The 23,938-nt window shown below is 69.3% G+C and carries 26 protein-coding genes and 1 tRNA gene; 7 read left to right on the top strand and 20 right to left on the bottom strand.

Features of this window, described 5'->3' with window-relative positions:
• Positions 1–104: 104 nt before the first annotated feature.
• Positions 105–2,279, bottom strand: a complete 2,175-nt coding sequence (locus tag ABIE44_RS12885; protein WP_209717099.1) for a glutamine synthetase III family protein — start codon at positions 2,277–2,279, stop codon at positions 105–107.
• A 213-nt stretch (positions 2,280–2,492) separates the two neighbouring features.
• Here ABIE44_RS12885 and ABIE44_RS12880 point away from each other — a divergent pair, with 213 nt between their 5' ends.
• On the top strand, positions 2,493–2,756 hold the full coding sequence (locus ABIE44_RS12880; protein WP_209717102.1) for a DUF3263 domain-containing protein: 264 nt from the start codon (positions 2,493–2,495) through the stop codon (positions 2,754–2,756).
• A gap of 12 nt (positions 2,757–2,768) precedes the next feature.
• Here the strand turns inward: ABIE44_RS12880 and ABIE44_RS12875 are convergent, their stop codons facing one another.
• Both ABIE44_RS12875 and ABIE44_RS12870 read right to left on the bottom strand, forming a co-directional pair.
• Complete coding sequence (locus tag ABIE44_RS12875) at positions 2,769–3,980, bottom strand: sulfotransferase family protein (protein WP_209717104.1); 1,212 nt, start codon at positions 3,978–3,980, stop codon at positions 2,769–2,771.
• Positions 3,977–4,591 (bottom strand): acyl-CoA-like ligand-binding transcription factor, encoded by a 615-nt coding sequence (locus ABIE44_RS12870; RefSeq protein ID WP_209717107.1) that lies wholly within the window; start codon positions 4,589–4,591, stop codon positions 3,977–3,979. The genes ABIE44_RS12875 and ABIE44_RS12870 overlap by 4 nt, the downstream gene beginning before the upstream one ends.
• Positions 4,592–4,666: 75 nt before the next feature.
• On the opposite strand from ABIE44_RS12870, the gene ABIE44_RS12865 reads away from it, so the two are divergent.
• Complete coding sequence (locus ABIE44_RS12865) at positions 4,667–5,698, top strand: quinone oxidoreductase family protein (RefSeq protein WP_209717110.1); 1,032 nt, start codon at positions 4,667–4,669, stop codon at positions 5,696–5,698.
• Positions 5,699–5,720: 22 nt separating this feature from the next.
• The gene (locus tag ABIE44_RS12860; protein ID WP_209717113.1) at positions 5,721–6,185 is read left to right on the top strand and encodes an acyl-CoA thioesterase; all 465 of its coding nucleotides are present in this window, start codon (positions 5,721–5,723) and stop codon (positions 6,183–6,185) included.
• Here the strand turns inward: ABIE44_RS12860 and ABIE44_RS12855 are convergent, their stop codons facing one another.
• The 4 genes from ABIE44_RS12855 to ABIE44_RS12840 all read right to left on the bottom strand — a co-directional run bounded on the left by ABIE44_RS12855 (position 6,186) and on the right by ABIE44_RS12840 (position 9,408).
• Entirely contained in the window at positions 6,186–6,989 is an 804-nt protein-coding gene (locus ABIE44_RS12855) for an ABC transporter permease (protein ID WP_209717116.1), read from the bottom strand. It lies immediately after the preceding gene.
• Entirely contained in the window at positions 6,986–7,969 is a 984-nt protein-coding gene (locus tag ABIE44_RS12850) for an ATP-binding cassette domain-containing protein (RefSeq protein ID WP_209717119.1), read from the bottom strand. Before ABIE44_RS12850 ends, ABIE44_RS12855 begins: the two co-directional genes overlap by 4 nt.
• A 96-nt stretch (positions 7,970–8,065) precedes the next feature.
• A complete protein-coding gene (locus ABIE44_RS12845) occupies positions 8,066–8,386 on the bottom strand; it encodes a putative quinol monooxygenase (RefSeq protein WP_209717122.1) in 321 nt (106 codons plus the stop codon).
• An 89-nt stretch (positions 8,387–8,475) separates the two neighbouring features.
• The gene (locus ABIE44_RS12840; protein WP_209717125.1) at positions 8,476–9,408 is read right to left on the bottom strand and encodes a siderophore-interacting protein; all 933 of its coding nucleotides are present in this window, start codon (positions 9,406–9,408) and stop codon (positions 8,476–8,478) included.
• A gap of 95 nt (positions 9,409–9,503) precedes the next feature.
• Here ABIE44_RS12840 and ABIE44_RS12835 point away from each other — a divergent pair, with 95 nt between their 5' ends.
• Positions 9,504–11,282: an ABC transporter ATP-binding protein gene (locus tag ABIE44_RS12835; RefSeq protein ID WP_209717128.1), complete on the top strand. Its 1,779-nt coding sequence runs from the start codon at positions 9,504–9,506 to the stop codon at positions 11,280–11,282.
• A gap of 48 nt (positions 11,283–11,330) precedes the next feature.
• On the opposite strand, the gene ABIE44_RS12830 is transcribed toward ABIE44_RS12835, so the two are convergent.
• From ABIE44_RS12830 to ABIE44_RS12820, 3 genes are read right to left on the bottom strand one after another with little or no spacing between them, the layout of a single operon-like run.
• Positions 11,331–12,140, bottom strand: coding sequence for an ABC transporter ATP-binding protein (locus tag ABIE44_RS12830; RefSeq protein ID WP_209717130.1), 810 nt, complete (start codon positions 12,138–12,140; stop codon positions 11,331–11,333).
• A complete protein-coding gene (locus tag ABIE44_RS12825; protein ID WP_354438060.1) occupies positions 12,137–13,237 on the bottom strand; it encodes a FecCD family ABC transporter permease in 1,101 nt (366 codons plus the stop codon). The genes ABIE44_RS12830 and ABIE44_RS12825 overlap by 4 nt, the downstream gene beginning before the upstream one ends.
• Positions 13,234–14,292 (bottom strand): FecCD family ABC transporter permease, encoded by a 1,059-nt coding sequence (locus tag ABIE44_RS12820; protein ID WP_209717134.1) that lies wholly within the window; start codon positions 14,290–14,292, stop codon positions 13,234–13,236. Before ABIE44_RS12820 ends, ABIE44_RS12825 begins: the two co-directional genes overlap by 4 nt.
• A 63-nt stretch (positions 14,293–14,355) precedes the next feature.
• Here ABIE44_RS12820 and ABIE44_RS12815 point away from each other — a divergent pair, with 63 nt between their 5' ends.
• Both ABIE44_RS12815 and ABIE44_RS12810 read left to right on the top strand, forming a co-directional pair.
• Entirely contained in the window at positions 14,356–15,390 is a 1,035-nt protein-coding gene (locus ABIE44_RS12815) for an ABC transporter substrate-binding protein (RefSeq protein WP_209717138.1), read from the top strand.
• A 216-nt stretch (positions 15,391–15,606) separates the two neighbouring features.
• A complete protein-coding gene (locus ABIE44_RS12810; RefSeq protein WP_209717141.1) occupies positions 15,607–16,842 on the top strand; it encodes an MCE family protein in 1,236 nt (411 codons plus the stop codon).
• 14 nt (positions 16,843–16,856) lie between these two features.
• Here ABIE44_RS12810 and ABIE44_RS12805 read toward each other — a convergent pair whose 3' ends face one another.
• From ABIE44_RS12805 to ABIE44_RS12775, 7 genes are all read right to left on the bottom strand, one after another.
• Entirely contained in the window at positions 16,857–17,039 is a 183-nt protein-coding gene (locus tag ABIE44_RS12805) for a hypothetical protein (RefSeq protein WP_209717144.1), read from the bottom strand.
• Positions 17,036–17,362, bottom strand: coding sequence for a hypothetical protein (locus ABIE44_RS12800; RefSeq protein ID WP_209717147.1), 327 nt, complete (start codon positions 17,360–17,362; stop codon positions 17,036–17,038). Before ABIE44_RS12800 ends, ABIE44_RS12805 begins: the two co-directional genes overlap by 4 nt.
• Positions 17,359–18,567 (bottom strand): fatty acid desaturase family protein, encoded by a 1,209-nt coding sequence (locus ABIE44_RS12795; RefSeq protein WP_209717150.1) that lies wholly within the window; start codon positions 18,565–18,567, stop codon positions 17,359–17,361. The genes ABIE44_RS12800 and ABIE44_RS12795 overlap by 4 nt, the downstream gene beginning before the upstream one ends.
• 12 nt (positions 18,568–18,579) lie before the next feature.
• The gene (locus ABIE44_RS12790) at positions 18,580–19,656 is read right to left on the bottom strand and encodes a ferredoxin reductase (protein WP_209717152.1); all 1,077 of its coding nucleotides are present in this window, start codon (positions 19,654–19,656) and stop codon (positions 18,580–18,582) included.
• A gap of 70 nt (positions 19,657–19,726) precedes the next feature.
• The gene (locus tag ABIE44_RS12785; RefSeq protein ID WP_209717156.1) at positions 19,727–20,434 is read right to left on the bottom strand and encodes a class F sortase; all 708 of its coding nucleotides are present in this window, start codon (positions 20,432–20,434) and stop codon (positions 19,727–19,729) included.
• 68 nt (positions 20,435–20,502) lie between these two features.
• Positions 20,503–21,093 (bottom strand): hypothetical protein, encoded by a 591-nt coding sequence (locus ABIE44_RS12780; protein WP_209717160.1) that lies wholly within the window; start codon positions 21,091–21,093, stop codon positions 20,503–20,505.
• A 53-nt stretch (positions 21,094–21,146) separates the two neighbouring features.
• Positions 21,147–21,749 carry a TetR/AcrR family transcriptional regulator gene (locus ABIE44_RS12775; protein ID WP_209717163.1) on the bottom strand — a complete coding sequence of 201 codons (603 nt, stop codon included), beginning with the start codon at positions 21,747–21,749 and terminating at the stop codon, positions 21,147–21,149.
• Between the two features lie 49 nt (positions 21,750–21,798).
• Here ABIE44_RS12775 and ABIE44_RS12770 point away from each other — a divergent pair, with 49 nt between their 5' ends.
• Positions 21,799–22,629, top strand: a complete 831-nt coding sequence (locus ABIE44_RS12770; RefSeq protein ID WP_209717166.1) for an alpha/beta fold hydrolase — start codon at positions 21,799–21,801, stop codon at positions 22,627–22,629.
• Positions 22,630–22,720: 91 nt separating this feature from the next.
• Here ABIE44_RS12770 and ABIE44_RS12765 read toward each other — a convergent pair whose 3' ends face one another.
• The 3 genes from ABIE44_RS12765 to sepX form a co-directional block, all read right to left on the bottom strand.
• Positions 22,721–22,942: a hypothetical protein gene (locus ABIE44_RS12765; protein WP_209717169.1), complete on the bottom strand. Its 222-nt coding sequence runs from the start codon at positions 22,940–22,942 to the stop codon at positions 22,721–22,723.
• Positions 22,943–22,983: 41 nt separating this feature from the next.
• A tRNA-Ala gene (locus ABIE44_RS12760) sits at positions 22,984–23,059 on the bottom strand.
• A gap of 66 nt (positions 23,060–23,125) precedes the next feature.
• A complete protein-coding gene (gene sepX, locus ABIE44_RS12755; RefSeq protein WP_502912760.1) occupies positions 23,126–23,917 on the bottom strand; it encodes a divisome protein SepX/GlpR in 792 nt (263 codons plus the stop codon).
• Positions 23,918–23,938 lie beyond the last annotated feature (21 nt).

The raw sequence follows: 23,938 nt of genomic DNA, 5'->3' as shown, positions 1-23,938 counted from the left end.
AATGTGCACCAAAACCACGCCGACCTGGCAACGATGTGCACGTCTCCGTGCACATCGCTGCCAGGTCGGCGGTGGATCAGAGCACATCCGTGCCGGGTCGGCGATCAGAGGATGTAGAGCATCTCCTGGTACGTCGGCAGCGACCACAGGTCGTCGGCGACCAGGGTCTCCAGGGTGTCGGCGGCCGCACGGACCGCGTTCATCGCCGGGAGCACCTCGTCACGGATCTTCGTCGCGGTCGCGAGCGCGTCGTCCCCGTGCTCGTGGCCGATCAGCTCGGCCAGCGTGGCCAGACCCGCGCGCAGGTCGGCGAGCGGAGCGGAGACCGCCTGGAGGGTGGACAGGTCGGCCTCCAGACCGGCCGCCTTGAGGGCAGCGACGTTCGCGGCGAGCTCGGTCTGGTAGCGGATCGCCGCCGGCAGGATCGTGGTGGTGCCGATCTCCAACGTCAGGTTCGCCTCGACCCCGACCGTGAGGATGTACTGCTCGAGGCCGATCTCGTAGCGCGAGTGCATCTCGCGCTCGTTGAAGACCGCGTACTTGCCGAACAGCTCGATGGCCTCGGGCGAGATCAGCTCGGGCAGCGCGTCGACCGTGGTGCGCAGGTTCTTCAGCCCGCGCTGCTCGGCCTCGATCGGCCACTCGTCGGAGTAGCCGTTGCCGTTGAAGATCACCGCACCGTGGTCGGCGACGATGGTGGCGAGCAGGGTCTGCACCGCCTCGTTGAAGTCGGTGCCAGCAGCGACCGCCGTCTCGAGCTGCGTCGCGCAGTAGTCGAGGGCCTCCGCCATGATCGTGTTGATCACGACCATCGGCGCGGCGACGGTCTGCTGCGAACCGGCCGCGCGGAACTCGAACCGGTTGCCGGTGAAGGCGAACGGCGAGGTCCGGTTGCGGTCGCCCGGGTCCTTGGTCAGGTCCGGCAGCGTGTCGACGCCGATGGTCAGCGTGCCGCTCTCCTTGGAGCGCGTCGCGCCACCCTTCGCGATCTGGTCGAAGACGTCGGCGAGCTGGTCTCCGAGGAAGATCGACACGATCGCCGGCGGGGCCTCGTTGGCGCCGAGACGGTGGTCGTTGGAGGCCGAGGCCACCGAGACGCGCAGGAGACCGCCGTACAGGTGGACGGCGCGGATGACCGCTGCGCAGAAGACCAGGAACTGGGCGTTGTCGTGCGGGGTCGCCCCCGGCACGAGCAGGCTGCCGAGCTCGGAGTTGCCGATCGAGAAGTTGACGTGCTTGCCCGATCCGTTGACGCCGGCGAACGGCTTCTCGTGGAACAGGCACTCCATGCCGTGCTTCTGCGCGACCTGCTTGAAGATCGTCATCAGGAGCTGCTGGTGGTCACTGGCCTCGTTCGCCCGCTCGAACATCGGCGCCACCTCGAACTGACCCGGTGCTACCTCGTTGTGACGCGTCTTGGCCGGGATGCCGAGCTTGAAGAGCTCCCGCTCGGTCTCCATCATGAAGCCGAGGACGCGCTCGGGGATCGCACCGAAGTAGTGGTCGTCGAACTCCTGGCCCTTCGGCGGCTTGGCGCCGAAGAGGGTCCGACCGGCGTTGAGCAGGTCGGGGCGCGCCAGGAAGAAGTGGCTGTCGACCAGGAAGTACTCCTGCTCGGGACCGCAGTAGGCGACGATCCGGTCCGGGTCCTCGTGACCGAAGAGCCGCAGCACGCGCTCGGCGTGGACAGCCATCGCCTGCTGCGAGCGCAGCACGGGCGTCTTGTGGTCCAGCGCCTCGCCGGTCATCGAGATGAAGACCGTCGGGATGCACAGCGTGTTGCCGTTCGGGTTCTCCAGCACGTACGCCGGGCTCATCACGTCCCAGCCGGTGTAGCCGCGCGCCTCGAAGGTGTTGCGCAGGCCGCCGTTGGGGAAGCTGGACGCGTCCGGCTCGCCCTGGATCAGGGTCTTGCCGGAGAACGATGCCAGCGCCGTGCCGTCGCCGACCGGGTCCAGGAAGGAGTCGTGCTTCTCCGCGGTCAGGCCGGTCAACGGGTAGAAGACGTGCGCGTAGTGGGTCGCGCCCTTCTCCATCGCCCAGTCCTTCATCGCGCTCGCGACGGCGTCGGCGACCAGCGGGTCCAGAGGCTCGGAGCGCTCGATGGTGGCGAGCACCGACTTGAACACGGTCTTGGGAAGACGGCGCTGCATCACCGAGACGCTGAAGACGTTCTCGCCGAAGATGTCACCCGGGGTGTCCTCGGGGTGGATCGGCGTCGGCGGCACGTAGGCCTCGACGTCCTTGATGGCCTGCAGACGAACGTTGTTTCCGGTCAAGGAGCACCCCTCGGTGATGGGAACGGGTGACGCCAAGAGCCGGCGCCAGCCTGAAAGGTAGAGAACGGGGGTTCCCGGCCGGTCTCCGGAATGTTTCCGGGATGTAACACGGGGTGTGACCCATCCGACACCAGCCGCCTGTGCGCCAGCCGTAACAGAGTGTTCAAAGACCCGAAACCAAGTCGTCCCGAACGGCATGGCAGGGTGATCCCCATGCCCGGACTGACCGATCACCAGCGTGCGATCCTCGACTTCGAGCGACAGTGGTGGCGCTCGGGCGGCGGCAAGGCCCTCGAGATCGAGAGCCAGCTCGAGCTGACCCCGGTCGCGTACTACCGCGAGCTCAACGAGGTCATCGACCTGCCGGCCGCGCTCGAGCACGATCCCACGCTGGTGCGCCGCCTCCAGCGCGCTCGCGCCCTGCGCCGACGGCGGCGCTCGACCGCCTCCTTTCGCCTCGCCCACCTCCCTGGCTGACCAGGCGGAGCACTAGTCCAGCGGCTCGGACTCCACGTCGAAGTAGTCCTGGTACGCCTTCGCGCGCTCGCGCAGCTCCCCCTCGTTCAGCCCGGTCTGCGCCCACGTGTAGCGCTTGAGGCTGCCGCCCTGGTCGCCCGGGTGAGCGTCGAGGAAGGCGCGCATCCGGGACTCGGCCTCCGCCGTGAGGTCCCAACCGAGCTGGTCGTAGATCCGGCCGATCGCGCCGACGAGGTCGTGGCGGATGTCCTGGTACCGGATGTCGAGGACGCGACCGCCCTGACCGGTGTCGAAGACTTTGTTGCTGCGCGCCTCGAGCGCCCGGTCGAGACCGAGGATGATGTCCTCGCCGTACTGCTCGGCCAGCCGGGTGACCTCGAAGTGCTCGGTGGTCATCTCCCGCAGGGATGCCCCCAGAGCGCTGATCGAGGCGATCACCTTGAGCGGGTCCCGGTGGTTCTGGATCACGATCGCGTCGGGGTACTCGGCCATCAGCTCGGGCAGCGTCCACAGGTGCTGCGGCGACTTGAGCAACCAGCGCTGCGCGTGGTGCTCGGACTGCAGGTGCTGCAGGAAGCGCCGGTGGTAGCGGTAGCCGTCGCTCATGTCGGCCTCGTGCAGCAGCCACCGGTTGTACGCCGGCACCTCGAACTGCAGCGAGTGCTGCATGGACTTGAAGTCACCGGTGAAGATGCGCACGCACTCCTGGGCGAGCTGGGCACCCAGCTCGTGGAAGGAGGAGAAGCCGGGGATGAAGGAGTTCACCAGGTCGAACTGGGCCTGGGCCTCCTCGATCCGCGGGTCGGTCGTGTACGTCGCGGTCTGCGGCGCCGGCACCGGGCGCTCGACCTCCCAGGTCAGCGGGGCCCGGTTGGCCGGGTCCTGCGCCATCAGGTCGAGCAAGATCGTCGTTCCGGTGCGTGGCTGGCCGACGATGATGATCGGCTGCCGGATCTCCTGCTCACCGACCGCGGGGTGCTCCTTCCGCCACGCCTCGATCCGGAGCCGGTTGGCCAGGTCGGCGACGATCCCGTCGTCGGCGACCCCGACGCCGATCTCGTTGAGCTGCGCGCTGTCGACGAGCGACTCGATGTAGATGTCGAGCCCCTCCTGCCAGGTGTCTGCGCCGAAGTCGTCGGCCCCCGCCGCCTCGATCGCGGCGGCGACCAGGCGGTCGCGGTGGGTCGCTGTCGTCTCGCGGGGGGTGCTGGCGGCGTTGGTCATGACGCTCCTCGGTGAGTGGGGTCGATCTGGACGAAACCTAGGTACTGCTGGATGAGGGCGGGCAGGTCGCCGCGGCCGCCGTCGGCGACCCAGACGTCGCACGCCAACCGGGTCGCAGCCATGGTCAGGGCACCGAGCATCCGCGGGCGCGGGTCCTCCTCGGCGAGCGGACCGAACCGGGGCGCGACGGCGTCGGCGATCGCGGTCTCCCAGTCGACGTACAGGTGCAGGGTCCAGGCGAACAGCACCGAGGACGACCGGGAGAGCTCGGCCTGCTCGAGGAACATCCCGCGCTGCTCCTCGAAGTGCTCCCCCAGGACCGCCTGCGCCGCGCGCACGGCGTCGAGCGGGCCGAGGTCTGCCGGCATGTCGGCGATGATCCCGGCGAGCACGTAGGCCCCGGCTCCGGAGAGCCCGGTCGCGATCGCGAGTTCCTTGGAGTCGTAGTAGCGGAAGAACGTGGCGCGGCCGATGCCGGCGGAGGCAGCGATGTCGTCGACCGTGGTCTCGGCGATGCCACGCTCGGACGCCAGGCGCGCGGCAGTCTCGGCGATCCGCTGCTGCGTCTCGGTCCGCTTGCGCTCGCGGGTCCCCGGTTCCTTGACTGCCATGATGGCAAGAATGATACTGAGTCTCATCTTTCTGTCTAGAGCCCTCGGAGGCCCATGGTGCCGGTTCCACGAACGATGCGCGCGCTGCAGGTGAACCAGCACGGCGACCCTCTCGACGTCCTGTCGGTCAACGAGGTTGACCCGCCCGAAGTCGGGCCGGGCGAGGTGCTGATCAAGGTGAGCGCCGGCGCCCTCAACTTCAACGACATCCTGCGCGCGCAGGGTGGGCTGGTCTCGGTCCCCAAGCCGCCCCCGTTCACCCTCGGCATGGATGTCGCGGGCGTCGTCGAGGCAGCCGGCGAGGGGGCGGAGTCCTGGGTCGGCAAACGCGTGGTCGCGGTGTCCAAGGACGCGTTCGGCGGGATAGCGGAGTACACCACCGCCCCGACCGCCGGCGTCTTCGAGGCACCGGAGTCGCTCGACGACATCGAGGCCGCCGCGTTCCTGCTCCCCTTCCACACCAGCTACCTGGCCCTGGTCACCCGCGGCGCGCTGAAGGCGGGCGAGACAGTCCTGGTCATCTCGGGCGCCTCAGGCCTCGGGACCGCCTCGATCCAGATCGCCAAGGCTCTCGGCGCCACCGTGCTCGCCACCGTCAGCTCGCCGGAGAAGGCCGAGCTCGTCCGCAGCCTCGGCGCCGACCTGGTCATCGACCACACGACCGAGGACTTCGCCGAGGCGGTGCTGCAGGCGACCGACGACCTCGGCGCGGACGTGGTCGCCGACCTCGCCGGCGGAGACTTCGTCGGCAAGTCCTGGACCTGCGTCGCCCGCGGCGGTCGCTACCTGCCCGTCGGCTTCACCGACGACGACCAGAACGGCATGACCGGCCGCCCGCTGCGGATGGCCAGCATCGGTAACTTCTCGATCGTTGGTGTGCTCGGCGCGTTCGTCGACCAGATCGACCCGGGGATGCGCCGGTTCGGTTTCAACCCGTTCACCCGCGCCGAGGGCGACGAGGTGCACGCGGCCCTGGTCGAGCTGCTGGCATCGGGGTCGATCAAGCCGCACGTCGGCCGGGTCGTCAGCATCGACGAAGCGGCCGCTGCCCTCGACGACCACTTCCGGCGCCGGGCCATCGGGCGGACCGTCGTACGGATCGACTGACCGGCCTGGGAGGATCCCCCGCATGACCGGTGCGACGTTCGACTGCGAGATCCAGGCCCGCTTCCGCGACATCAACGTCGGCGGACACGTCGACAACGTCGAGGCGGTGCGGGTGATCGACGAGGCTCGGATCCAGTTCTTCATGTTCGCCGAGGTGCACGGCGAGGGCTCGGCACCCGGACTGCTGCACCGCAAGCCGGCCGGCATCGTCGACCTCATGGGGGCCCAGCGCGTCGACTACCACGCAGAGATGCGGTTCGTCCCCTTCGCGCCGTTCCTGGTGCGGATGTGGATCTGCCACGTGGGCCGGACCTCGTTCACGGTCGCCACGGAGATGCGGGTCGCAGCCGACCACCCGCCGGCACTGGTCGCGCAGTCGACGTTCGTGTTCTGGGACCGCAGCACCGGCGCGTCCTGGCCGATCAACGACGAGGTGCGGGCCGACCTCGAGGCGTTCATCGGCCCCGAGGTCGGCCTGCGCGGCTGACTACTTGAGCGAGGCCAGCCGGTACTGCCGTACCGAGAGCGGCACGAACACCAGCAGGATCCCGATCACCCAGAGCACGGTGTACAGCACCGAGTGCTCCAACGGCCACGAGTCCGGTGTCGGGACGTTGCCGGTGTTGCCGAACAGCTCACGCGCCGCTTGGGTCAGCGCCGACACCGGGTTCCACTCGACCACCGTGCGCAGCCCGCCCGAGAACGACTCCAGCGGGACGAACGCGTTCGACACGAAGGTCAGCGGCATGATGACGATGAACGAGGCGTTGTTGATCACCTCGACGCTCGGGACCATCAGGCCGACCCAGGCCATCACCCAGCTGATCGCGTAGGCGAACAGCAGCAGCAGACCGAAACCAGCCAGGGCGTCGAGCGCGCCTTCACGGATCCTCCACCCCACGAGCAGTCCGGTCAGCGCCATGATGATCAGCGACAGGATGTTGTAGACGACGTCCGAGGTGGTCCGCCCGACGAGCACAGCCGCAGGCGACATCGGCAGCGACCGGAAGCGGTCGATGATGCCCTTCTGCATGTCCTCGGCGAGCCCGGCGCCGGTGAAGGTCGCTCCGAACACGACCGTCTGCGCGAAGATGCCGCCGATCAGGAACTCCTTGTAGCCCACGCCGGCACCGGGATCGATGGCCCCACCGAAGACGTAGGCGAAGAGCAGCACGAACATGATCGGCGAGATCAGCACGAAGACCAGGACCTCGGGCACCCGCTTGATCTTGATCAGGTTGCGCTTGGTGATCACCCAGCCGTCGGTCAGGGCGCGTGTCGCGGTCCTCATGCGTCCTCCTTCGGGGCTGGGCCGGCGTTCGTATCCGCGCTGTCGGCGTCCTCGGCCGGTCGCCCGGTCAGGGTCAGGAAGACATCGTCCAGCGTCGGGCGGCGCAGGCCGATGTCGAGCACGTCGATGCTCGAAGCCGCGAGACCGGTGAGCACCGTGCCCAACGAGGCCGCGCCGCCCGAGACTGCTGCGGTGATCGTGCGGCCGTTGTCGTCGACCTTGACCTCGCCCACGGCCACCTCACTGAGGACGCGCACAGCGGCTTCACGGTCGGCGGCCTCGGCCAGGACCGCCTCGATCCGCTCGCCGCCGGTCTGCGACTTGAGCTCGTCAGCAGTACCGCGGGCGATCTGCCGCCCGTGGTCGATGACGACGATGTCGTCGGCGAGCCGGTCGGCCTCCTCGAGGTACTGGGTGGTGAGCAGCAGGGTCGCGCCCTGGGCCACGAGCTCGCGGATGACGTCCCACATCTGCGCCCGGCTGCGCGGGTCCAGACCCGTGGTCGGCTCGTCGAGGATCAGCACCGGCGGCGCCGCGACCAGCGCACCGGCCAGGTCGAGGCGGCGGCGCATGCCGCCCGAGTAGGTCTTCGACGGCCGGTCGCCGGCATCGGTCAGGTCGAAGCGCTCGAGCAGCTCGCGGGCTCGCTCACGGGACTTCGTCCGGCCCAGTCCGTAGAGGCGTCCGACCATCTCCAGGTTCTCGAAGCCGGTCAGGTGCTCGTCGACCGCGGCGTACTGGCCCGAGAGACCGATCCGGGACCGCACCCCTTCCGGGTCCTTCCGCACGTCGACCCCGGCCACGGTGGCCTCGCCGCCGTCGGGCTTCAGCAGCGTGGCGAGGATCCGCACCGCTGTCGTCTTCCCGGCACCGTTCGGCCCCAGCAGGCCGAGCACCTTGCCCTCGGGGACGGTCAGGTCGAGGCCGGACAGGGCCTCGACGTCCTTGTAGCGCTTCACCAGTCCGGTCGCGCTGATCATGTCGCCCAACTCGAATCACACCCTCGACTCGTCCTCCCGGCGACAGCCCGACGCCGGATTTGGGACCGACCGTAGCCAGCCGCACCGACAACGGGCTCAGTCGACCGAGAGTTCCCCCATGGGCGCGAAACCGTCGCCGTCGACCTGCTTGCTGATGATCTGCGGGGTGGAGGCGAGCGCCTGGGGCATCGCGGCCATCGCGGCCTTGAAGTGCTCGCTGGCGACGTGGGGGCCGGCACCGTCGTCGGTGAACCCCTCGACCACGACGAACTCGTTCTCGTTCTCGACGCTGCGCGACCAGTCGAAGAAGAGGTTCCCGGGTTCGGCGCGGGTCGCCGCGGTGAAGTCCGCGACCAGGTCCATCCACCGGTCGGTCCACTCGGGCTTGGTCTGGAACTTGGCGACGATGAAGTACATGGGGCGAAGCCTGTCAGGTTTCGACGGGCTCAACCACCGCGACCGGGCTCAACCACCGCGGCCGGGCTCAACCAGCACCCCCGGCTCGATCACGACTTCATCGCGACGCCCTTGCGCCAGTAGCCCATGAACAGCACCTGGGACCGGTCCACGCCGACCTCGTTGACCAGGGCGCGCCGCAACGTGGTGACCATCCGCGACTCGCCCGCGATCCACGCGTACAGGTCGGCCAGCGGACCATCGGCGTGGGCGCCCTCCGCGATCTCCGCCCCGGAGGACGACCAGGTGGGCGTCTCCCACAGGTCGGGGTCGATCTCGGAGGGGTCCACCCAGCTCGTGTCCGGCTCCAGCCCGAAGTGGGTCCGGACGGCCGGGATCAACCGCGAGCCGGGGTCCGCGTGCCCGCGCGGAAGCCACAGCAGCTCGACCCCCGAAGGCGCGGCCAGGTCGGTGATGTCGCCGGCGTCGGGCACCTCGACGAACACCCGCCCCGCGGCCGAGCCGTCGAGGTCGGCCAGGATGCTGGCGATCGCCGGCAGCGCGGTCTCGTCGCCGACCAGCAGCAGCCGGTTCAGCTGCGGTGGCGCGAACTCGATCCCGCCGTACGCCACTCCCCTGCGCGGGGCCATGACGGTGACCCGGTCGCCCGGCTCGGCCGCCAGCGCCCAGGCGCCACCCGGACCCGCGAGCCCGTCCTCGTGCACGACGATGTCGACGACGAAGCGGGTCTCGCGCCCGCTGCCGAGCACGTCACGGATCGTGTACGTACGCATGTGGCCGCGCTCCTCCTCCGGCAGCGCCCACCAGGTCTCCAGCGATCCCTCGTCGTAGGAGTCCGGCCGCTTCTGGCCCGGCACCGGGAAGATCAGCTTGATCCGCTGGTCGTAGCGCGGCCCCTCGATGCCGTAGCCGGCCAGGTCGGGGCTGCCGAGCACCACGCGGACGAAGGAGGGTGAGATCCTTTCGGCGCTCAGCGTCTCGAGCTCGGCGAGCAGGAACGGAAGCGTCTCTGCGGTCGTCATCAGTACGTCTCTCTTCGAGATCGGGGGCAGTTCACCCCACCCTAACCTGCAAGTTAGGGTTACCTAACTCCAATCCGAGAGGCATCGCTCACCCCATGACCCCCGACCAACCGCTCAAGGCCCTGTGGCAGCGCTACCGCAACTACCGCGGTCGGTTCGTCGCCGCGGTGGGCGCCTCGGTGGTCAACAAGGTCGCCGACGTGGTCCCCGAGCTGCTGATCGGCGCGGCGGTCGACGTCGTCGTCCGGGCTGACGACTCGTGGATCGGCGGCGTGCTCGGCGTCGAGTCCCGCTACGCGCAGCTCGCCTGGCTCGCCGGAATCAACGTCGTCATCTGGATCATCGAGTCCGCCTCGGAGTACGTCGCCGCCGTCCTCTGGCGCGGCCTGGCCCAAGGGGTCGAGCACGACCTGCGCGTCGAGGCCTACGACCACGCGCAGCACCTCGACATGGCGTGGCACGAGTCCCGCTCACAGGGTTCGACGCTCGCCACCCTGAACGACGACGTGAACCAGCTCGAGCGGTTCCTCGACGTCGGTGCACCGTCGATCCTGCAGACCGCCCTCAACGTGCTGCTCGTCGGCGCGGTCTTCGCAGCGTCGTCGTGGAGCCTGCTGCTGTTCGCGTTCCTGCCGATCCCGATCATCATCGTCGGGTCCTTCCTGTTCCAGCGGCGGCTCGAGCCGCTCTACGACCGGGTCCGCGACGCCGTCGCCGACCTGTCCGGCGCACTGGCGGCCAATTTGGCGGGCATCGGCACCATCAAGGCGTTCACCGCCGAGGACCGGGAGGCCGCACGCATCGCCGAGGTCTCCTCGGCGTACCGGCAGGCCAACACCGACGCCATCCGCTCCTCGGCAGCCTTCGTCCCGCTCGTGCGGATGGCGATCCTGGCCGGCTTCACCTGCACCCTCCTGCTCGGCGGCTGGTCGGTGCTGCGCGGCGACCTCGAGATCGGGCTCTACTCGGTCCTGGTCTTCATGACCCAGCGCCTGCTCTGGCCGCTGACCGACATCGCCGAGGTGCTCGACCTCTACCAGCGCGGCCGCGCCTCCACGACCCGCATCCTCACGCTGCTCGCCGTCCCGATCTCCGTCAGCGCGGGAACGGTGTCGGTCCCGCGGCCGGTGCGCGGGCGCCTCGAGGTGCGCGGCGTCACCGCCGGCTACAGCGACGGTCCGGACGTGCTGCGCGACATAGACCTGGTGGTCCCGGCCGGCGAGACGCACGCCATCGTCGGCTCGACGGGGTCGGGGAAGTCCACCCTCCTGCGCCTGATCCTGCGGTTCGACGACCCGCGCAGCGGTGCGGTGCTGCTGGACGGGCACCACGTCCGCGACCTCGACTGGAACTCCCTGCGCGGCTCGATGGGGTACGTCGCTCAGGACGTCTACCTGTTCGCCGGTTCGATCGCGGACAACATCGCCTACGGCCGTCCCGACGCGACTGCCGAGCAGATCGCACAGGCCGCCGACGCCGCCGCGGCCCGGGACTTCATCGACGCCCTGCCGGACGGCTTCGACACCTGGGTCGGCGAGCGAGGCGTGACCCTGTCGGGCGGTCAGCGCCAGCGGCTCGCCCTGGCGCGTGCCCTGCTCCGCGACCCCGCCGTGGTCGTCCTCGACGAGGCGACCAGTGCGGTCGACAACGAGACCGAGGCCGCGATCCAGCGCTCGCTGCAGCGGGCGACCGCCCAGCGCACCACGGTCGTCGTGGCACACCGGCTCTCGACGGTCAAGCGCGCCCACCGGATCTGGGTGATGGACCAGGGCGTGATCACCGAGTCCGGGACGCACGACGAGCTGCTCGCGCTCGACGGCGCGTACGCCGGCCTCTGGAGGGTGCAGACGGGCGACGCCGGTCTCGTCGGCTGAGCCCACCTCGGCGGTCGAGCCGACCTCGGTGGTTGAGCTCGTCGAAACCTAGATGCTGCCGATCGGTACGACCAACGGCTTGCCGGTCACCGGGTCGTCGATCACCCGCGCGTCGAGGGAGAAGACCGTGCGGAGCAGGTCCACGGTGATGACCTCCTCCGGCGTCCCGGAGGCGATGATCCGACCTGCTCTCATCGCCACGATCTGGTCGCTGTAACGCGCCGCCAGGTTGAGGTCGTGCAGCACCATCACCACGGTCGCACCGCGATCGTGGTTGAGCATCCGGACGAGATCCAGGACCTCGATCTGGTGCGACAGGTCGAGGAACGTGGTCGGCTCGTCGAGCAGCACGATGCCGGTCTGCTGGGCCAGGGCCATGGCGATCCAGGCGCGCTGCCGCTGACCGCCGGACAGCTGGTCGATCGACTGGTCGGCGAGGTCCTCGATCGAGGTCCAGCGCAGCGTCTCATCCACGACGTCCTGGTCGTCTGCCGACCACTGCCGCAGCCACGACTGGTGCGGGTGCCGGCCACGGGCGACGAGGTCGCGCACGACCAGACCCTCCGGCGCCACCGGTGACTGCGGCAGCAGCGCGAGCTCGGTGGCGACCTCCTTGGTAGAGGTCTTGTCGATGCGACGGCCGTCGAGGAGCACCTCCCCTGCGCTCGGCCTCAGCAACCGGCCGAGCGCCTTGAGCAGGGTGGACTTGCCGCAGCCGTTCGGACCGATCACGGTCGTGACCGCGCCGTCGTGCAGGTCGAGGTCGAGGTCGCGGACGACCGGCTTCTCGCCGTAGCCGACGCTCAGGCCGGTCGCGCGCAGCCGGGACGAGGGGGTCCCGTCGTGGACGATGGTCATGTCGAAGCCTTCCGGTTGGCCCGGGCCAGCAGCCAGAGCAGGTAGGGCGCGCCGATCATCGCGGTCACGACGCCGACGGGGAGCTCGTAGGGAAGAACGGCACGGGTCAGGGTGTCCGCCACCAGGACCAGCAGCGCGCCGAGGATCGCCGAGGTCACCAGCGGCGGACGCGAGCCGCCCACCAGTCGCAGGGCGATCTGCGGGACGACGAAGGCGACGAAGTCGATCGGGCCCGAGGCGGACACCGCGAACGCCGCGAGGCCGACGGCCACCAGCAGGACGACGCCCTGGGCGACCTGGAGTCGGACGCCCAGACCGCGAGCACTGTCATCGCCGAGCTGGAGCGCCCGCAGCGTCCGGCTCAGGACCAGAGCGACCGGAGCGAGCACGACGAAGGCCCAGATCGCCGGAGTCGCCTCGTGCCAGCCGCGGTCGGCAATCGATCCGCTCAACCAGGCCAGGGCCGCGGGCAGGTCGTAGATGTCGGCACGCGACAGCAGCCAGCTGATCCCGGAGAGGAAGATCGCTTGCAGGCCGACGCCGACGAGCACGAGGCGGGTTCCGTCGATGCCGCGACGCCACGCAAGAACGTAGAGCAGCAGCGAGGCGACGAGAGCGCCCAACAGCGCAGCGCCGGTCACGCCGAACGAGTTCACGCCGGTGGCGAGCACTCCCCCGGTACTGCCCAGGACGATGACGAAGAGTGCCCCGACCGCTGCGCCGTCGGTGATGCCGAGGACGTCGGGGCTGGCCAGTGCGTTCCGCGCGAACGTCTGGAAGAGCGCACCGGAGAGACCCAGGCAGGCGCCGACGACGATGCCGACAGCAGCCCGAGGGATCCGGAGCTCGGTGATGATGAAACGGTTCGTCTCCTCGCCGCCGCCGGTGAGGACGGCGATGACCTGACCGAACGGGATCTTCAGGTCGCCGATGCTCACGCTCCAGGCAAGCGTGAACGCAAGCGCGACGAGAGCGCCCAGGGCGACGACAACAGCCCGCAGCGGTACCCGTCCGGAGGCCGCCCGGGTACGGATGGCCAGGTGACGCGAGGTCGCGCGCACCGCCGGGGAGGTCGGGGGACGGGTCGTGACGGTCACAGGCTGGTCAGCTTCTTCCGGCGTACGAGGGCGATGAAGAACGGGCCACCGACGAGTGCCAGCACCACGCCGACCTGGAGCTCGCCGGGGCGGGCGACGACCCGGCCGAGCACGTCGGACAGCAGCAGGAGGCAGGCGCCGGCGAGGCCGGCGTACGGCATCAGGAACCGGTAGTCGGGTCCGGTGAACCAGCGGACCAGGTGCGGGACGATCAGGCCGAGGAACGCGATCGGTCCGCACGCCGCGGTGGCTGCGCCGGCCAGGAGCATGGTGGCGAACAGGCCGACCGTGCGCGCCAGGCCCACGTGCTGCCCGAGCGAACGGGCGACGTCGTCACCGAGGCTGAGCAGGTTCAGCGCCGGCGCGTGGGCGATCGCGAGGAGCGCACCGACGACCACGAACGGCGCGACCTCGCGGACCACGCCCATGCCCCGGCCGTCCAGCGACCCGACGATCCAGAAGCGGTAGCTGTTGATCGTCTCCGCGTCGTTGACGAGCAGGACGGTGACCATGGACAGCAGGAACGCGCTGACCGCCGAGCCGGCGAGCACGAGCGAGAGCGGGCTGGGATTGCCGCTGACCCCGGTGCCGATGGCGTAGACGACGACGGAGGCGACGACCGCGCCGATCATCGAGAACCAGACGTAGCCCAGCGGGCTGTCCACGTGCAGGAACTTGATCGCGGCGACCACGGCGAGCGCGGCCCCGGCGGTGACGCCGAGCAGGCCGGGATCGGCCAACGGGTTGCGGGTGTGGCCCTGCATCAGGGTGCCGGACATGCCGAGAGCGATCCCGACCAGGATGCCGAGCACGGTCCGCGGGATGCGCAGGTCGTGCACGATGGTCGAGGCCTGGCTGCCGTCGGGGTGCCACAGAACGTCCCAGACGTCGCCGAGACCCAGAGGTTTGCTGCCGATCGCGAGGCTGGCGACGACGAGACCCCCGAGCAGTCCGACCAGCACGACCAGGCCGAGGAGCAGCCGTGACCGGCTGCTGCGCGTCGGTGTGGTGGACCTCTCAGGTCGTTGCGCCCGGGCCGGCGCGAGGGATGCCATGAGGTTAGGTTAACCTAACCTCAACTTACGATTTGGTAAGGCTTCCCTTACTCGAGGAGAGACATGCGTACTACCCGACTGGCCGCCCTGGTCAGCGCGGCAGCCCTGGCCGCGACCGCCCTGAGCGCCTGTGGCAGCTCGGACGACGACTCGTCGAAGTCGACCGACTCCTCGTGGACCCCGGTGTCCATCGAGACCAAGTTCGGAACCACGGAGATCAAGAAGAGGCCCGAGCGGATCGTCACCATCGGCCTGACCGACCAGGACGCCGTCCTCGCGCTCGGCACCGTCCCCGTCGCCGTGACCAACTGGTTCGGCAACGCCCCCGGCCGCATCTTCCCGTGGGCCGAGGACGCGTTGAAGAACGCGGAGAACAACCCGCTGAAGAAGGGTGAGGTTCCCGAGGTCCTCCAGGACGAGAAGCAGACCGAGAAGGTCCTGGCACTCAAGCCTGACCTGATCACCGCGATGTACTCGGGCCTGACCCAGGAGCAGTACGACACCTTCACCGCTGCCGGCGTCCCGGTCGTCGCGCCGCCGAAGGGCAACGTCGACTACGGCACGCCGTGGCAGGACGCCACCACGATCATCGGCGAGGCCATGGGCAAGAAGGCCGAGGCCGAGGCTCTCGTCAAGGGCGTCGACGACAAGGTCGCCGCCGCAGCCGCGGAGCACCCGGAGTTCGAGGGCAAGTCAGCCGTCACCATCACCAACTACGAGGGCTTCTTCATCTACGGCGCCTCGGACCCGCGTGGCCGGCTGCTGAGCGACCTCGGCTTCGTGCTGCCGAAGGAGCTCGACGACTTCACGAAGAAGAACTTCGGCAAGTCCATCAGCGCCGAGAACGCGAGCAAGATCGACCTCGACGTGCTGCTCTGGGTGAACAGCGAGAAGAAGGCGCTGGAGCTCAAGACGTACGCCGGGACCAAGGTGCACCAGAACGGCGGCGACGTCTTCATCGACGACACCGACCAGAACGGCCCGCTGTACATCGCCAGCTCGTTCGTGACGGTGCTCAGCCTGCCGTTCTACCTCGACGAGATCGTGCCCCGGCTCGCCGCGGCAGCCGACGGCGACCCGTCCACCAAGACGGACTGACGTCGCCCAGGACGTTTCAGCTCGCCACAAGCTGAAACCCGGACGCCGGGCCCGCGCACGCGGGCCCGGCGTTCTGCCTTCGGGACGCTCGTGTGACTTCGGGTACTCCTGCAGGCCCGAATCCTGTTCCGCCCGATCTGTCCCCTATCCTTGCCTTTCCGTGCAGGGGGAGTACGGATGCACCGCTCTCCCACCCCACCGAGCAGGAGCTCCCCTGTGCTGACCAGCCGGACCAAGAACCAGCTGCTGGCGTTCGTCCTCATCACGCTCGTCGGCATCTCCTACGTGGGAGCGCGCTACGCGCGGCTCGACCGGCTGGTCTACGACTCCCAGTACCAGGTCAACGCCCAATTCAAGGAGTCCGGCGGCATCTTCACCGGCGCCGAGGTCACCTACCGCGGCGTCGGCGTCGGCCAGGTCAAGGACATGAAGCTGACCCGCGAAGGCGTCACCGTCGTCCTGGCGATCGACAAGAGCGAGGACAAGATCCCCGCCGACACGCTCGCCCTGGTCGGCAACAAGTCGGCGGTCGGTGAGCAGTACGTCGAGCTCCAGCCGAAAAGCGACGGCGGGCCCTACCTGAAGGACAACGCGGTCATCAAGCAGGCCGACACCGAGGTGCCAGTCTCGACGACGGAGATCCTGAACAACCTCGATCGCCTGGTCACCTCGGTGCCCCAGGGCAGCCTGCGCACCGTCGTCAGCGAGCTGGGCGACGCGTTCAAGGGCACCGGTGAGGACCTGGCCCAGATCATCGACACCTCCAACGAGTTCATCCAGGCGGCGAACGACAACTTCGACGTCACCACCGCGCTGATCAAGGACGGCAACACCGTCCTCACCACGCAAGCCCTCAAGGGCTCGGCGATCCGGAGCTTCGCGCGCGACCTCTCGCTGTTCACGGGTGTCCTGGGCGACAACGACAAGTACCTGCGGGCGCTGATCGACAACGGGTCGGCGACTGCGAACGAGCTGCGGACCTTCCTGGAGGAGAACCAGGTCGACCTGGGCGGCCTGATCAACAACCTGGTCACGACTGGCAACATCATCGTCAAGCACCTGCCCGGCATCCGGCAGATGCTGGTGTTCTACCCGTACGTCGTCGCGGGCGGATTCACGGTCGTCGCGAAGAACACCGAGGGTTACAACGCCCGGTTCGGACTAGTCCTCACCCAGACGCCCGCGGTCTGCCACCAGGGCTACGACCCGAACGAGCGTCGCTCGCCGACCGACGGCAGCAACAAGAAGATGGACGAGGACGCCCAGTGCACCGAGGCCATCACCAAGGCGAACTCACGCGGCGCACAGAACGCCCCGCGCCCGCCGGTGGCGAGCTACGACCTCGGGAACAAGTCGGTCACCTGGGCCGAGGGCGATGCTGGCGTCACCCTGGTCAAGGCCCAGCGGGCCAGCGGTACCGACGCGCTGAAGGCGCTGCTCGGTACCAGCTGAGACCGCTCGGACCCCTACTGCTCGGGCCAGATCGCCTTGCGCCCGAGCACCCACACGCCGGCACCGAAGAAGCCGATCAGGGCCCAGGCCAGCGCCTGGCCGCCGTCGGCGAAGAGCAGGAAGACACCTGCCGCGACCGGCACGAGGCACAGCGCGGCGACGACCAGCATCGGCCAGTTGATCTCCCGGTTGCTCACGGCAGGAAGGATGCCACAAGCGAGTTCGGCACGAACGTGCAGCGCCTGTCGACGGCCTCCGCCGTCGGGCGGACGAACTCGAATCCGCCGGTCAACACCACCGCCGTACCGGCCGTCCCCCGTCGGGACAGGTCGTGCGCGCACTCCTGGTGCATCGGGGGCGCGTGGAACTCGTTGCGCGCCACCTCCTCCTCGGACCCGACGAAGGCGATCGGACGCCCCAGCGAGCGACCGCACCCGCCGCACACCCGGGACAACGCGCACTGGGTGACCCGACGGGGATCGAGCTCCCCGTCGAGCCAGGCGAACAACGGCGCGCTCACGACGCCGAGCGGGACCAGCCGCCCAGCTCGGTACGACGCACCTGCCGCTCTGCGTCGGCCTTCCGCCCGTGCTCGATGGTCACCTCGGGTCCGGTCGGCGGGCGGTCGTCCTTGGTGAACCTGTTCGGGAGCGACAGCTTCATCACCGTGCGCAGCACCTGTCCGTACTGCCGGTGCAGCGGTCCCGTGCTGTAGGGGATCTGGTACTTGTCGCACAGCTCCTGGACCCGCGGGGCGATCTGCTGGTAGCGGTTGCTCGGCAGGTCCGGGAAGAGGTGGTGCTCGATCTGGTAGCTCAGGTTGCCGCTCATCACGTGGAAGAGCTGGCCGCCCTCGATGTTGGCGGTCCCCAGAATCTGGCGCAGGTACCACTCGGCACGGGTCTCGTCCTCGAGCTCCTCCTCGGTGAAGTGCAGGGCGCCGTCCGGGAAGTGGCCGCAGAAGATGATCAGGTAGGCCCAGACGTTGCGGATCAGGTTGGCCGTGGCGTTCGCCTTGAGCGTGCCCTTCCACTCCTTGCCGCTCAGCGCCGGGTAGAGGACGTAGTCCTTGAAGATCTGGTTGCGGCCCTTCTTGGCGATCTGCTTGAGCTGCCGCTTCATCTCCTTCGGGTCCTTCTTGCCCGCGACGATCGCGTCCAGGTCGAGGTCGTGCAGCGCGACGCCCCACTGGAAGAGCCCGGCGAGCAGCGCGTTGTAGACCGGCTGCCCGAGGGCCGCCGGCGTCCACTTCTGCTCCCGGGCCATCCGGAGGATGCCGTACCCGATGTCGTTGTCGACCCCGAGGACGTTCGTGAACTGGTGGTGGATGTAGTTGTGGCTGTGCTTCCACTGCTCGGCCGGCTGCCCGGTGTCCCACTCCCAGGTCGAGGAGTGGATCTCCGGGTCGTTCATCCAGTCCCACTGGCCGTGCATGACGTTGTGGCCGATCTCCATGTTCTCGAGGATCTTGGCGAGACCGAGCGTGACCGCGCTGGCGGCGAGCGCAGGCTTGCGCACCTTCGGGAACGGCGAGCTGACGATCATCCCGACCCGGGCCCCGACCGCCAGCCACCGCTGGGTGGTGATGACTCGGTTGATGTACGCCGCGTCGGCGGCGCCGCGGGACTCCTCGATCTCGGCCCGAATCGCGTCGAACTCCCGGCCCAGCTGCTCGACCTCGTCCGCGGTCAGATGTGCGTACTCAGCAACATCGGCGATCGCCATGGATGTGTCTCCTCAGATGTTCAGGACGCAGGGTCCGACGGGTACGGTCACGCAGGTCTGCACCTGCTCGTTGGGCTGATCGAACTCTGCTCCGTTGCGCAGGTCGCGCACCGTGCCGGAGATCTTGGTGACGGTGCAGGTGTGGCAGATACCGACCCGGCAGCCGTAGGGCATCCCGACGCCGGCCTGCTCGCCGGCCTCGAGCACGGTGGTCGCGCCGTCCGCCTCGATCTGCTTACCCGAGTTCTGGAAAGAGATGCTGCCGCCCTCCCCACCGTCCCCGGTGAAGGCGAGGGAGAAGCGCTCGATGTGCAGGGCGTCCTCGAGCCCGGCCTCGGCCCAGTGCTGCTCCACGGCGTCCAGCATCGGCGCCGGCCCGCACGCCCAGACCTCGCGCTCGCGCCAGTCCGGGACCAGCTGGTCCAGCCCCGACCAGCTGAAGATGCCGTCGGTGTCGGTGTGCCGCTCGTGCAGCGTCAACCCGGGGTGACGCTCGTGCATCTCCAGCAGCTCGGACCGGAAGATCATCCGTTCGGGAGTGGTCGAGGAGTAGTGCAGGACGACGTCGCCCATGGTGCCGCGCCGGTCGAGCGTGCGGAGCATCGACATCACGGGCGTGATCCCGCTGCCGCCCACCAGGAACAGCGTCTTGGCGGGAGGCGGGTCCGGGAGGACGAAGTCGCCCGACGGGGTGGCCAGCCTAACGATCGTGCCGGGCTGGAGACCACGCACCAGGTGCTCGCTCAGCTTGCCCTCGGGCATCGCCCGAACGGTGATCGCCAGCGTCCGGCCGGACTTCTTCGGCGGGGAGCTGACCGAGTACGAGCGCCACTGGTACTTGCCGGCGACCTGGACGCCGATGCCGACGAACTGACCCGGGCGGTGCTGATAGCGCCATCCCCAGCCCGGGCGGATCACCAGGGTGGCGGCGTCCTCGGTCTCGGGGATGACCTTCTCGACCCGACCGCGGAGCTCGCGCGAGCTCCACAGCGGATTCAGCAGGGTCAGGTAGTCGTCGGGCAGAAGCGGTGTCGTCAGCTTGTCCGCTGCCTTGCGCACCTGTTCCCAGGTCATCACCCCGTCGCTCATCCGCTCAGTGAACGCTTGTAAACCGAAGGCGTCAACAGGTGCGACCGAAATTGTGCGCGCTCGATCCGGCTCAACCCCCGAGCAGACCGCCCAGGAGTCCGCCGAGCAGTCCGGGCGACGCCGGCTCCGGTGCGGGCGACGGGCTCGGTGCCGGCGGCGGCGCGGGGACCACCGGGACGGCGTACCAGATCGTCCGTCGGCTCCAGTTGCCCGGGGAGATCCGCTTGCCGGAGCAGGCGACGATGACCAGCTGCTCGGGGCCCCAGTAACGGAAGGCCTTCTTGCGCGGGACGTCGTCGGCCGGGTAGCTCTTGCGCTCGGTGATCCGGTAGCAGGCCTGTTTGCCCTTCTTGCTGGTCAGCACGACACGGTCGCCCTCGTGCAGCTTGTCGAGCATCGCGTTGCCGAGAGCAGAACCGTCGGGCCAGGTGTGCCCGGACAGGAGCACGCTGCCCTTGCGGCCGGCAGGCTTGGTGTGCGGATCCATGGCCATCAACCACTTGCCGGCCTTCGTCGTCGGGCCGGCGCCGACCGCGCCGCTCTTCGTGCGCTTGACCTGGATGACGCTCACCGTCCGGTCGAGCGCCGGGATCGTGGCGTACGACGGCACAAAACCCTTCTTGGGCCGCGCGCAGGCAGCCTTGGCCGCGGTCGTGGCGCGCGCCGCCGTCGTGCGCTCGGGCGCCGCCGCAGATCCGGCGTCGACCAGGGCGACCTCGGCCAACGCTACGAGAAGGACGCCGACGACTGCCCGCCTGAGCACACTGGTTGCTGACACCTGAACTCCCCTACCCTGCCTGGTCGTCCTCGAATCCACCCAGCACAACGACCGGACCGGGCTCCGCGTTACTGGCGCCGCAGCGGGCAGCTGGAGATGTCGGCCTGGTCTCCGTAGAGCGGGAGCTCTTCCATGGTGGCCATCAGCTCCTCGGTGCTGCCGAACAGACGCTTCGGGTCGAGGTAGACGTCCTCGTCGAAGAACTCGCTCACGATCGCGCGCGTAGCCGGCGAGCCCGGCGTCAGCGTGCGCGCGACCGCATCGCGCACGTAGCCGCGGCGGAGCGGGTGCAGCCGTGCCGAGGAGGGGGTGTGGATCATGTGCCACCCGTGGAAGAACTCCTCCTCGGTGAGCCGCTCGGGCTTGGGGAACCACGTGAAGTGCGTCAGCAGCGTGCCGGAGTCGACGGGTTGCGGGACCGACTCGGTCACCAGGTAGGCATCACCCGGCGCCTGCTCGACGATCTGCGGCCACACGTCGACCGAGTCGACCCAGAACGAGGCGAACCCCCGGAGGTCGGCGCCGCGTCCCATCAGCAACGGTGCCCCGGGCAGATCGGCGGCCACGGAGACCTGGACCGACTGCAGTCCGGCGACCTCGATCCTCGATGCGGCCGCTACCGCGTCGTCGGTCCAGAGCAGCAGGTCGATCTTCTCCACGACGTCGTCCTCCGTTCGTAGCGCTGGCTCGGGCGTCAGCACTAGAACGTGTTCTACCTCACCGGCCTGCGCGCGTCCAGCAGCGGGAGGATCAGCTCGGTCAGCGCGACCCGCACCTGCGCCTGGCTCAGGCCGAGGTCCCGGCGGAGGATCCGCCACGTCGTCGCGTCGCAGATCGCCGTCAGCTGGGCGACCCGGCGCTTCTTGGTTGCCCGGTCAAGGCCTGGTTCCAGGTGGTCGGCGAACGCCGTCCGGCACCAGTCCAGGTGGAAGGCGCGACCAGCGGCCACGAGTACAGGCAAACCCTCGATGAAGGGCGCTTCGCTGTAGGCCTTCAGGATCAGCGCGCCGTACCGCTCGTAATGGGTCACCAGGTCGGCGACGACCTGCTCTGGCCGGTCGGTTGCAGCCGCCGCACGAGCGGCCGCGATCGCCCCCAGTTCGCGTTCGACCACCACCCTCATCACGCCGGCCTTGCCGTCGAAGCGCCGCAGCACCGTCTGCACCGTCACCCCGGCGTCGGTGGCCACGTCCTCCAGCCGGATCTGGTCGTACGGCAGATCAGCGAACCGGGCAAGCATCGCGTCGGCGATCCGGGTGCCGGTCTGCTCGACAGCCTCGGCCCGCGCAGACATCTGGTACGGTCTCGACTTCATGTTAGTCAGATTAACACGAATATGATTCCCCGAACGGAAGAGACACACCATGACCACCACCGCGAAGAACGAGACGACCCAACGCGTCACGACCCGTCTGGGCGACTTGCACGTCCGGATCGCCGGCACCGGACCGGCCACCGTGCTGTGGCCGTCGATGTTCGTCGACAGCCACACCTGGGACGCACTGCTCCCCCTCCTGCCGCAGGACCGGCGCTACGTCCTCGTCGACGGCCCCGGACTCGGGCTGAGTGCAGCGCTGACCGAGGTGGCCGACATCGACGGCGCCGCCGCGGCGGCGTTGGACCTGCTCGGCGGCCTGGGCGTCGACGCACCGGTCGACTGGGTCGGCAACGCCTTCGGCGGTCACGTCGGATACAAGCTGGGCGCCATGCCAGGCGTGCTGCGCAGCCTGGTCTCCATCAGTGCGCCCGCCGAGCCGATCCCGGCCGACCTGCGCCGACAGATCGGTCTGCTCAAGCCGCTCCTCAGACTGGTCGGCCCGGCAGGCCCGGTGCGGACGGCGATCATCGGCGCCATGCTCACCGACCGCTCCGCAGCCGATCCCGTCGTCCGTCAGGTCGTGCTCGACAGCCTCCGCCGCCCGCACCGGGCGAGCCTGAGCCGAGCGCTGGAGTCGTTCATCCTGCGCCGCGTCGACGTCACTGCCGGGCTCGCCGCCATCGCCGTGCCCTGCCTGTACGTCGCCTCCGACGACCGCGGGGACTGGAGCCCGGAGGATGCCGTCCGTGCTGCCCGTGCGACGCCGAACGCCACCGCGGTCACGGTCAGCGGCGCACGCACCCTGGTGCCGCTCGAGCAGCCCGAGGCGGTCGCTGTCCTGCTCCGGGACTTCTGGGACGGTCTGGCGTCGAGCTAGTCGCGGCTGGCGCGGGTCCCGACCTCGACCCCCTTGGCGACGACGCCGATCAGCATCGCGGCGCCACTGATGACACCGAGCAACCAGCCGATCAGGACGCCGGCGTCGGTCTCGGCGTTGCCCAGGAGAGACCGGACACGATCACCCCGGCGAACCCGAGGAAGAAGTAGCCGCCCGCTCCCAGCGGGTCGTCCTGCCGCGGCTCCTCCTGGCGCGCCGCGGCGGGCACGCTCTCGGGGTGGAGGACCGTGCGGCAGTGCGGGCACACGACGGTGCCGGGCGCGATCTCCTGGGCGCAGTGCGGGCAGTTCACCCGCCGATGAAACCAGAAAGCCACCCCGAGGGATGGCTTCTTGGTGGAGCTGAGGGGATTCGAACCCCTGACCTTCTCATTGCGAACGAGACGCGCTACCAACTGCGCCACAGCCCCTTGTGCAGAGGAAAAGTTACCACCGGCGAACCGGGAGGCCGAATCGGGTCCCCGGCGCAGCGCCGATCAGGCGCCGGCGGCCTTGGCGTCGTCGACCTCGACCTCGACCACCTCGGCGGCGGCCTCGCGAGCTTCGGCGGCCAGCGCGCTGTCCGCGGCGTCGTGACCCGAGGAGGTGATCCCGGTCGAGGCCGCGGTGATCTCGATCGTCCGGACCGTCCGCCGCGCACGCGCCTTGTTCACGTACGTCGGCAGCGTCACCGGAAGCGGGTCCCAGAGGCCACCCTCGTCGAGCACCGGCTCGGCGAGCTCACCGGAGATCGCGGCTTCGAGCGCCTCGCGGGAGACCCCGACGGTGTCCTCGACGTCGAGCTCCGCCTCGAGGATCTCGGCCGGGGCGGTGCCCGCCGCCGGGGCGACGTGCTCGTCGTACTGCTGGACGGGCGCAGGAAGGCGTACCTGCTGCGCCCGGACTGTGAGCCGTGCGACCACGAGGAAGGCAACGATCAGGCCGCCCGGGATCGCGGTGCTGAACCACGGCGTGTAGGAGAGGTAGCTGGTGACGCTGACGGCGACCAGGGTGGTCAGCAGCAGCGCGAGCACGCGGCGGCGACGGCGGGCCGCCTTCTTCGCGGCCTCGCGGGTGATCGTCAGGACGGGAGCCGGCGCGCTCGCGGTCTCGGCCGGAGCCGAAGGCTTGGACGTCTTGGCCACGACGCTGCGACCCAGCACGCGGACCGACTCGGAGAACTCCTCGACGGGACGGCTGCGGTCCAGCTCGTCGTTGCGCTTGAGGGCCATCGGCAGCAGGTAGACCGCCCACCCGAGGGCGACCGCCACGAAAACCATCGCTGACATATCCACGGGACGAGCGTAGGA

It is taken from the genome of Marmoricola sp. OAE513, from assembly GCF_040546585.1.
Lineage (GTDB): Bacteria > Actinomycetota > Actinomycetes > Propionibacteriales > Nocardioidaceae > Marmoricola.
The sequence above is the reverse complement of the archived record's forward strand: the minus strand, read 5'-3'. Positions and strand labels throughout refer to the sequence as shown.

Excerpts from the sequence above, each read along its gene's own strand:
- ABIE44_RS12820 (WP_209717134.1), bottom strand. The coding sequence starts at position 14,292 with ATGGCATCCCTCGCGCCGGCCCGGGCGCAACGACCTGAGAGGTCCACC.
- ABIE44_RS12830 (WP_209717130.1), bottom strand. The coding sequence starts at position 12,140 with ATGACCATCGTCCACGACGGGACCCCCTCGTCCCGGCTGCGCGCGACC.
- ABIE44_RS12775 (WP_209717163.1), bottom strand. The coding sequence starts at position 21,749 with ATGAAGTCGAGACCGTACCAGATGTCTGCGCGGGCCGAGGCTGTCGAG.
- ABIE44_RS12840 (WP_209717125.1), bottom strand. The coding sequence starts at position 9,408 with ATGACGACCGCAGAGACGCTTCCGTTCCTGCTCGCCGAGCTCGAGACG.
- ABIE44_RS12860 (WP_209717113.1), top strand. The coding sequence starts at position 5,721 with ATGACCGGTGCGACGTTCGACTGCGAGATCCAGGCCCGCTTCCGCGAC.
- ABIE44_RS12815 (WP_209717138.1), top strand. The coding sequence starts at position 14,356 with ATGCGTACTACCCGACTGGCCGCCCTGGTCAGCGCGGCAGCCCTGGCC.
- ABIE44_RS12790 (WP_209717152.1), bottom strand. The coding sequence starts at position 19,656 with ATGAGCGACGGGGTGATGACCTGGGAACAGGTGCGCAAGGCAGCGGAC.
- ABIE44_RS12845 (WP_209717122.1), bottom strand. The coding sequence starts at position 8,386 with ATGTACTTCATCGTCGCCAAGTTCCAGACCAAGCCCGAGTGGACCGAC.
- ABIE44_RS12855 (WP_209717116.1), bottom strand. The coding sequence starts at position 6,989 with ATGAGGACCGCGACACGCGCCCTGACCGACGGCTGGGTGATCACCAAG.
- sepX (WP_502912760.1), bottom strand. The coding sequence starts at position 23,917 with ATGTCAGCGATGGTTTTCGTGGCGGTCGCCCTCGGGTGGGCGGTCTAC.
- ABIE44_RS12850 (WP_209717119.1), bottom strand. The coding sequence starts at position 7,969 with ATGATCAGCGCGACCGGACTGGTGAAGCGCTACAAGGACGTCGAGGCC.
- ABIE44_RS12865 (WP_209717110.1), top strand. The coding sequence starts at position 4,667 with ATGCGCGCGCTGCAGGTGAACCAGCACGGCGACCCTCTCGACGTCCTG.
- ABIE44_RS12870 (WP_209717107.1), bottom strand. The coding sequence starts at position 4,591 with ATGGCAGTCAAGGAACCGGGGACCCGCGAGCGCAAGCGGACCGAGACG.
- ABIE44_RS12875 (WP_209717104.1), bottom strand. The coding sequence starts at position 3,980 with ATGACCAACGCCGCCAGCACCCCCCGCGAGACGACAGCGACCCACCGC.
- ABIE44_RS12880 (WP_209717102.1), top strand. The coding sequence starts at position 2,493 with ATGCCCGGACTGACCGATCACCAGCGTGCGATCCTCGACTTCGAGCGA.
- ABIE44_RS12795 (WP_209717150.1), bottom strand. The coding sequence starts at position 18,567 with ATGGCGATCGCCGATGTTGCTGAGTACGCACATCTGACCGCGGACGAG.
- ABIE44_RS12835 (WP_209717128.1), top strand. The coding sequence starts at position 9,504 with ATGACCCCCGACCAACCGCTCAAGGCCCTGTGGCAGCGCTACCGCAAC.
- ABIE44_RS12770 (WP_209717166.1), top strand. The coding sequence starts at position 21,799 with ATGACCACCACCGCGAAGAACGAGACGACCCAACGCGTCACGACCCGT.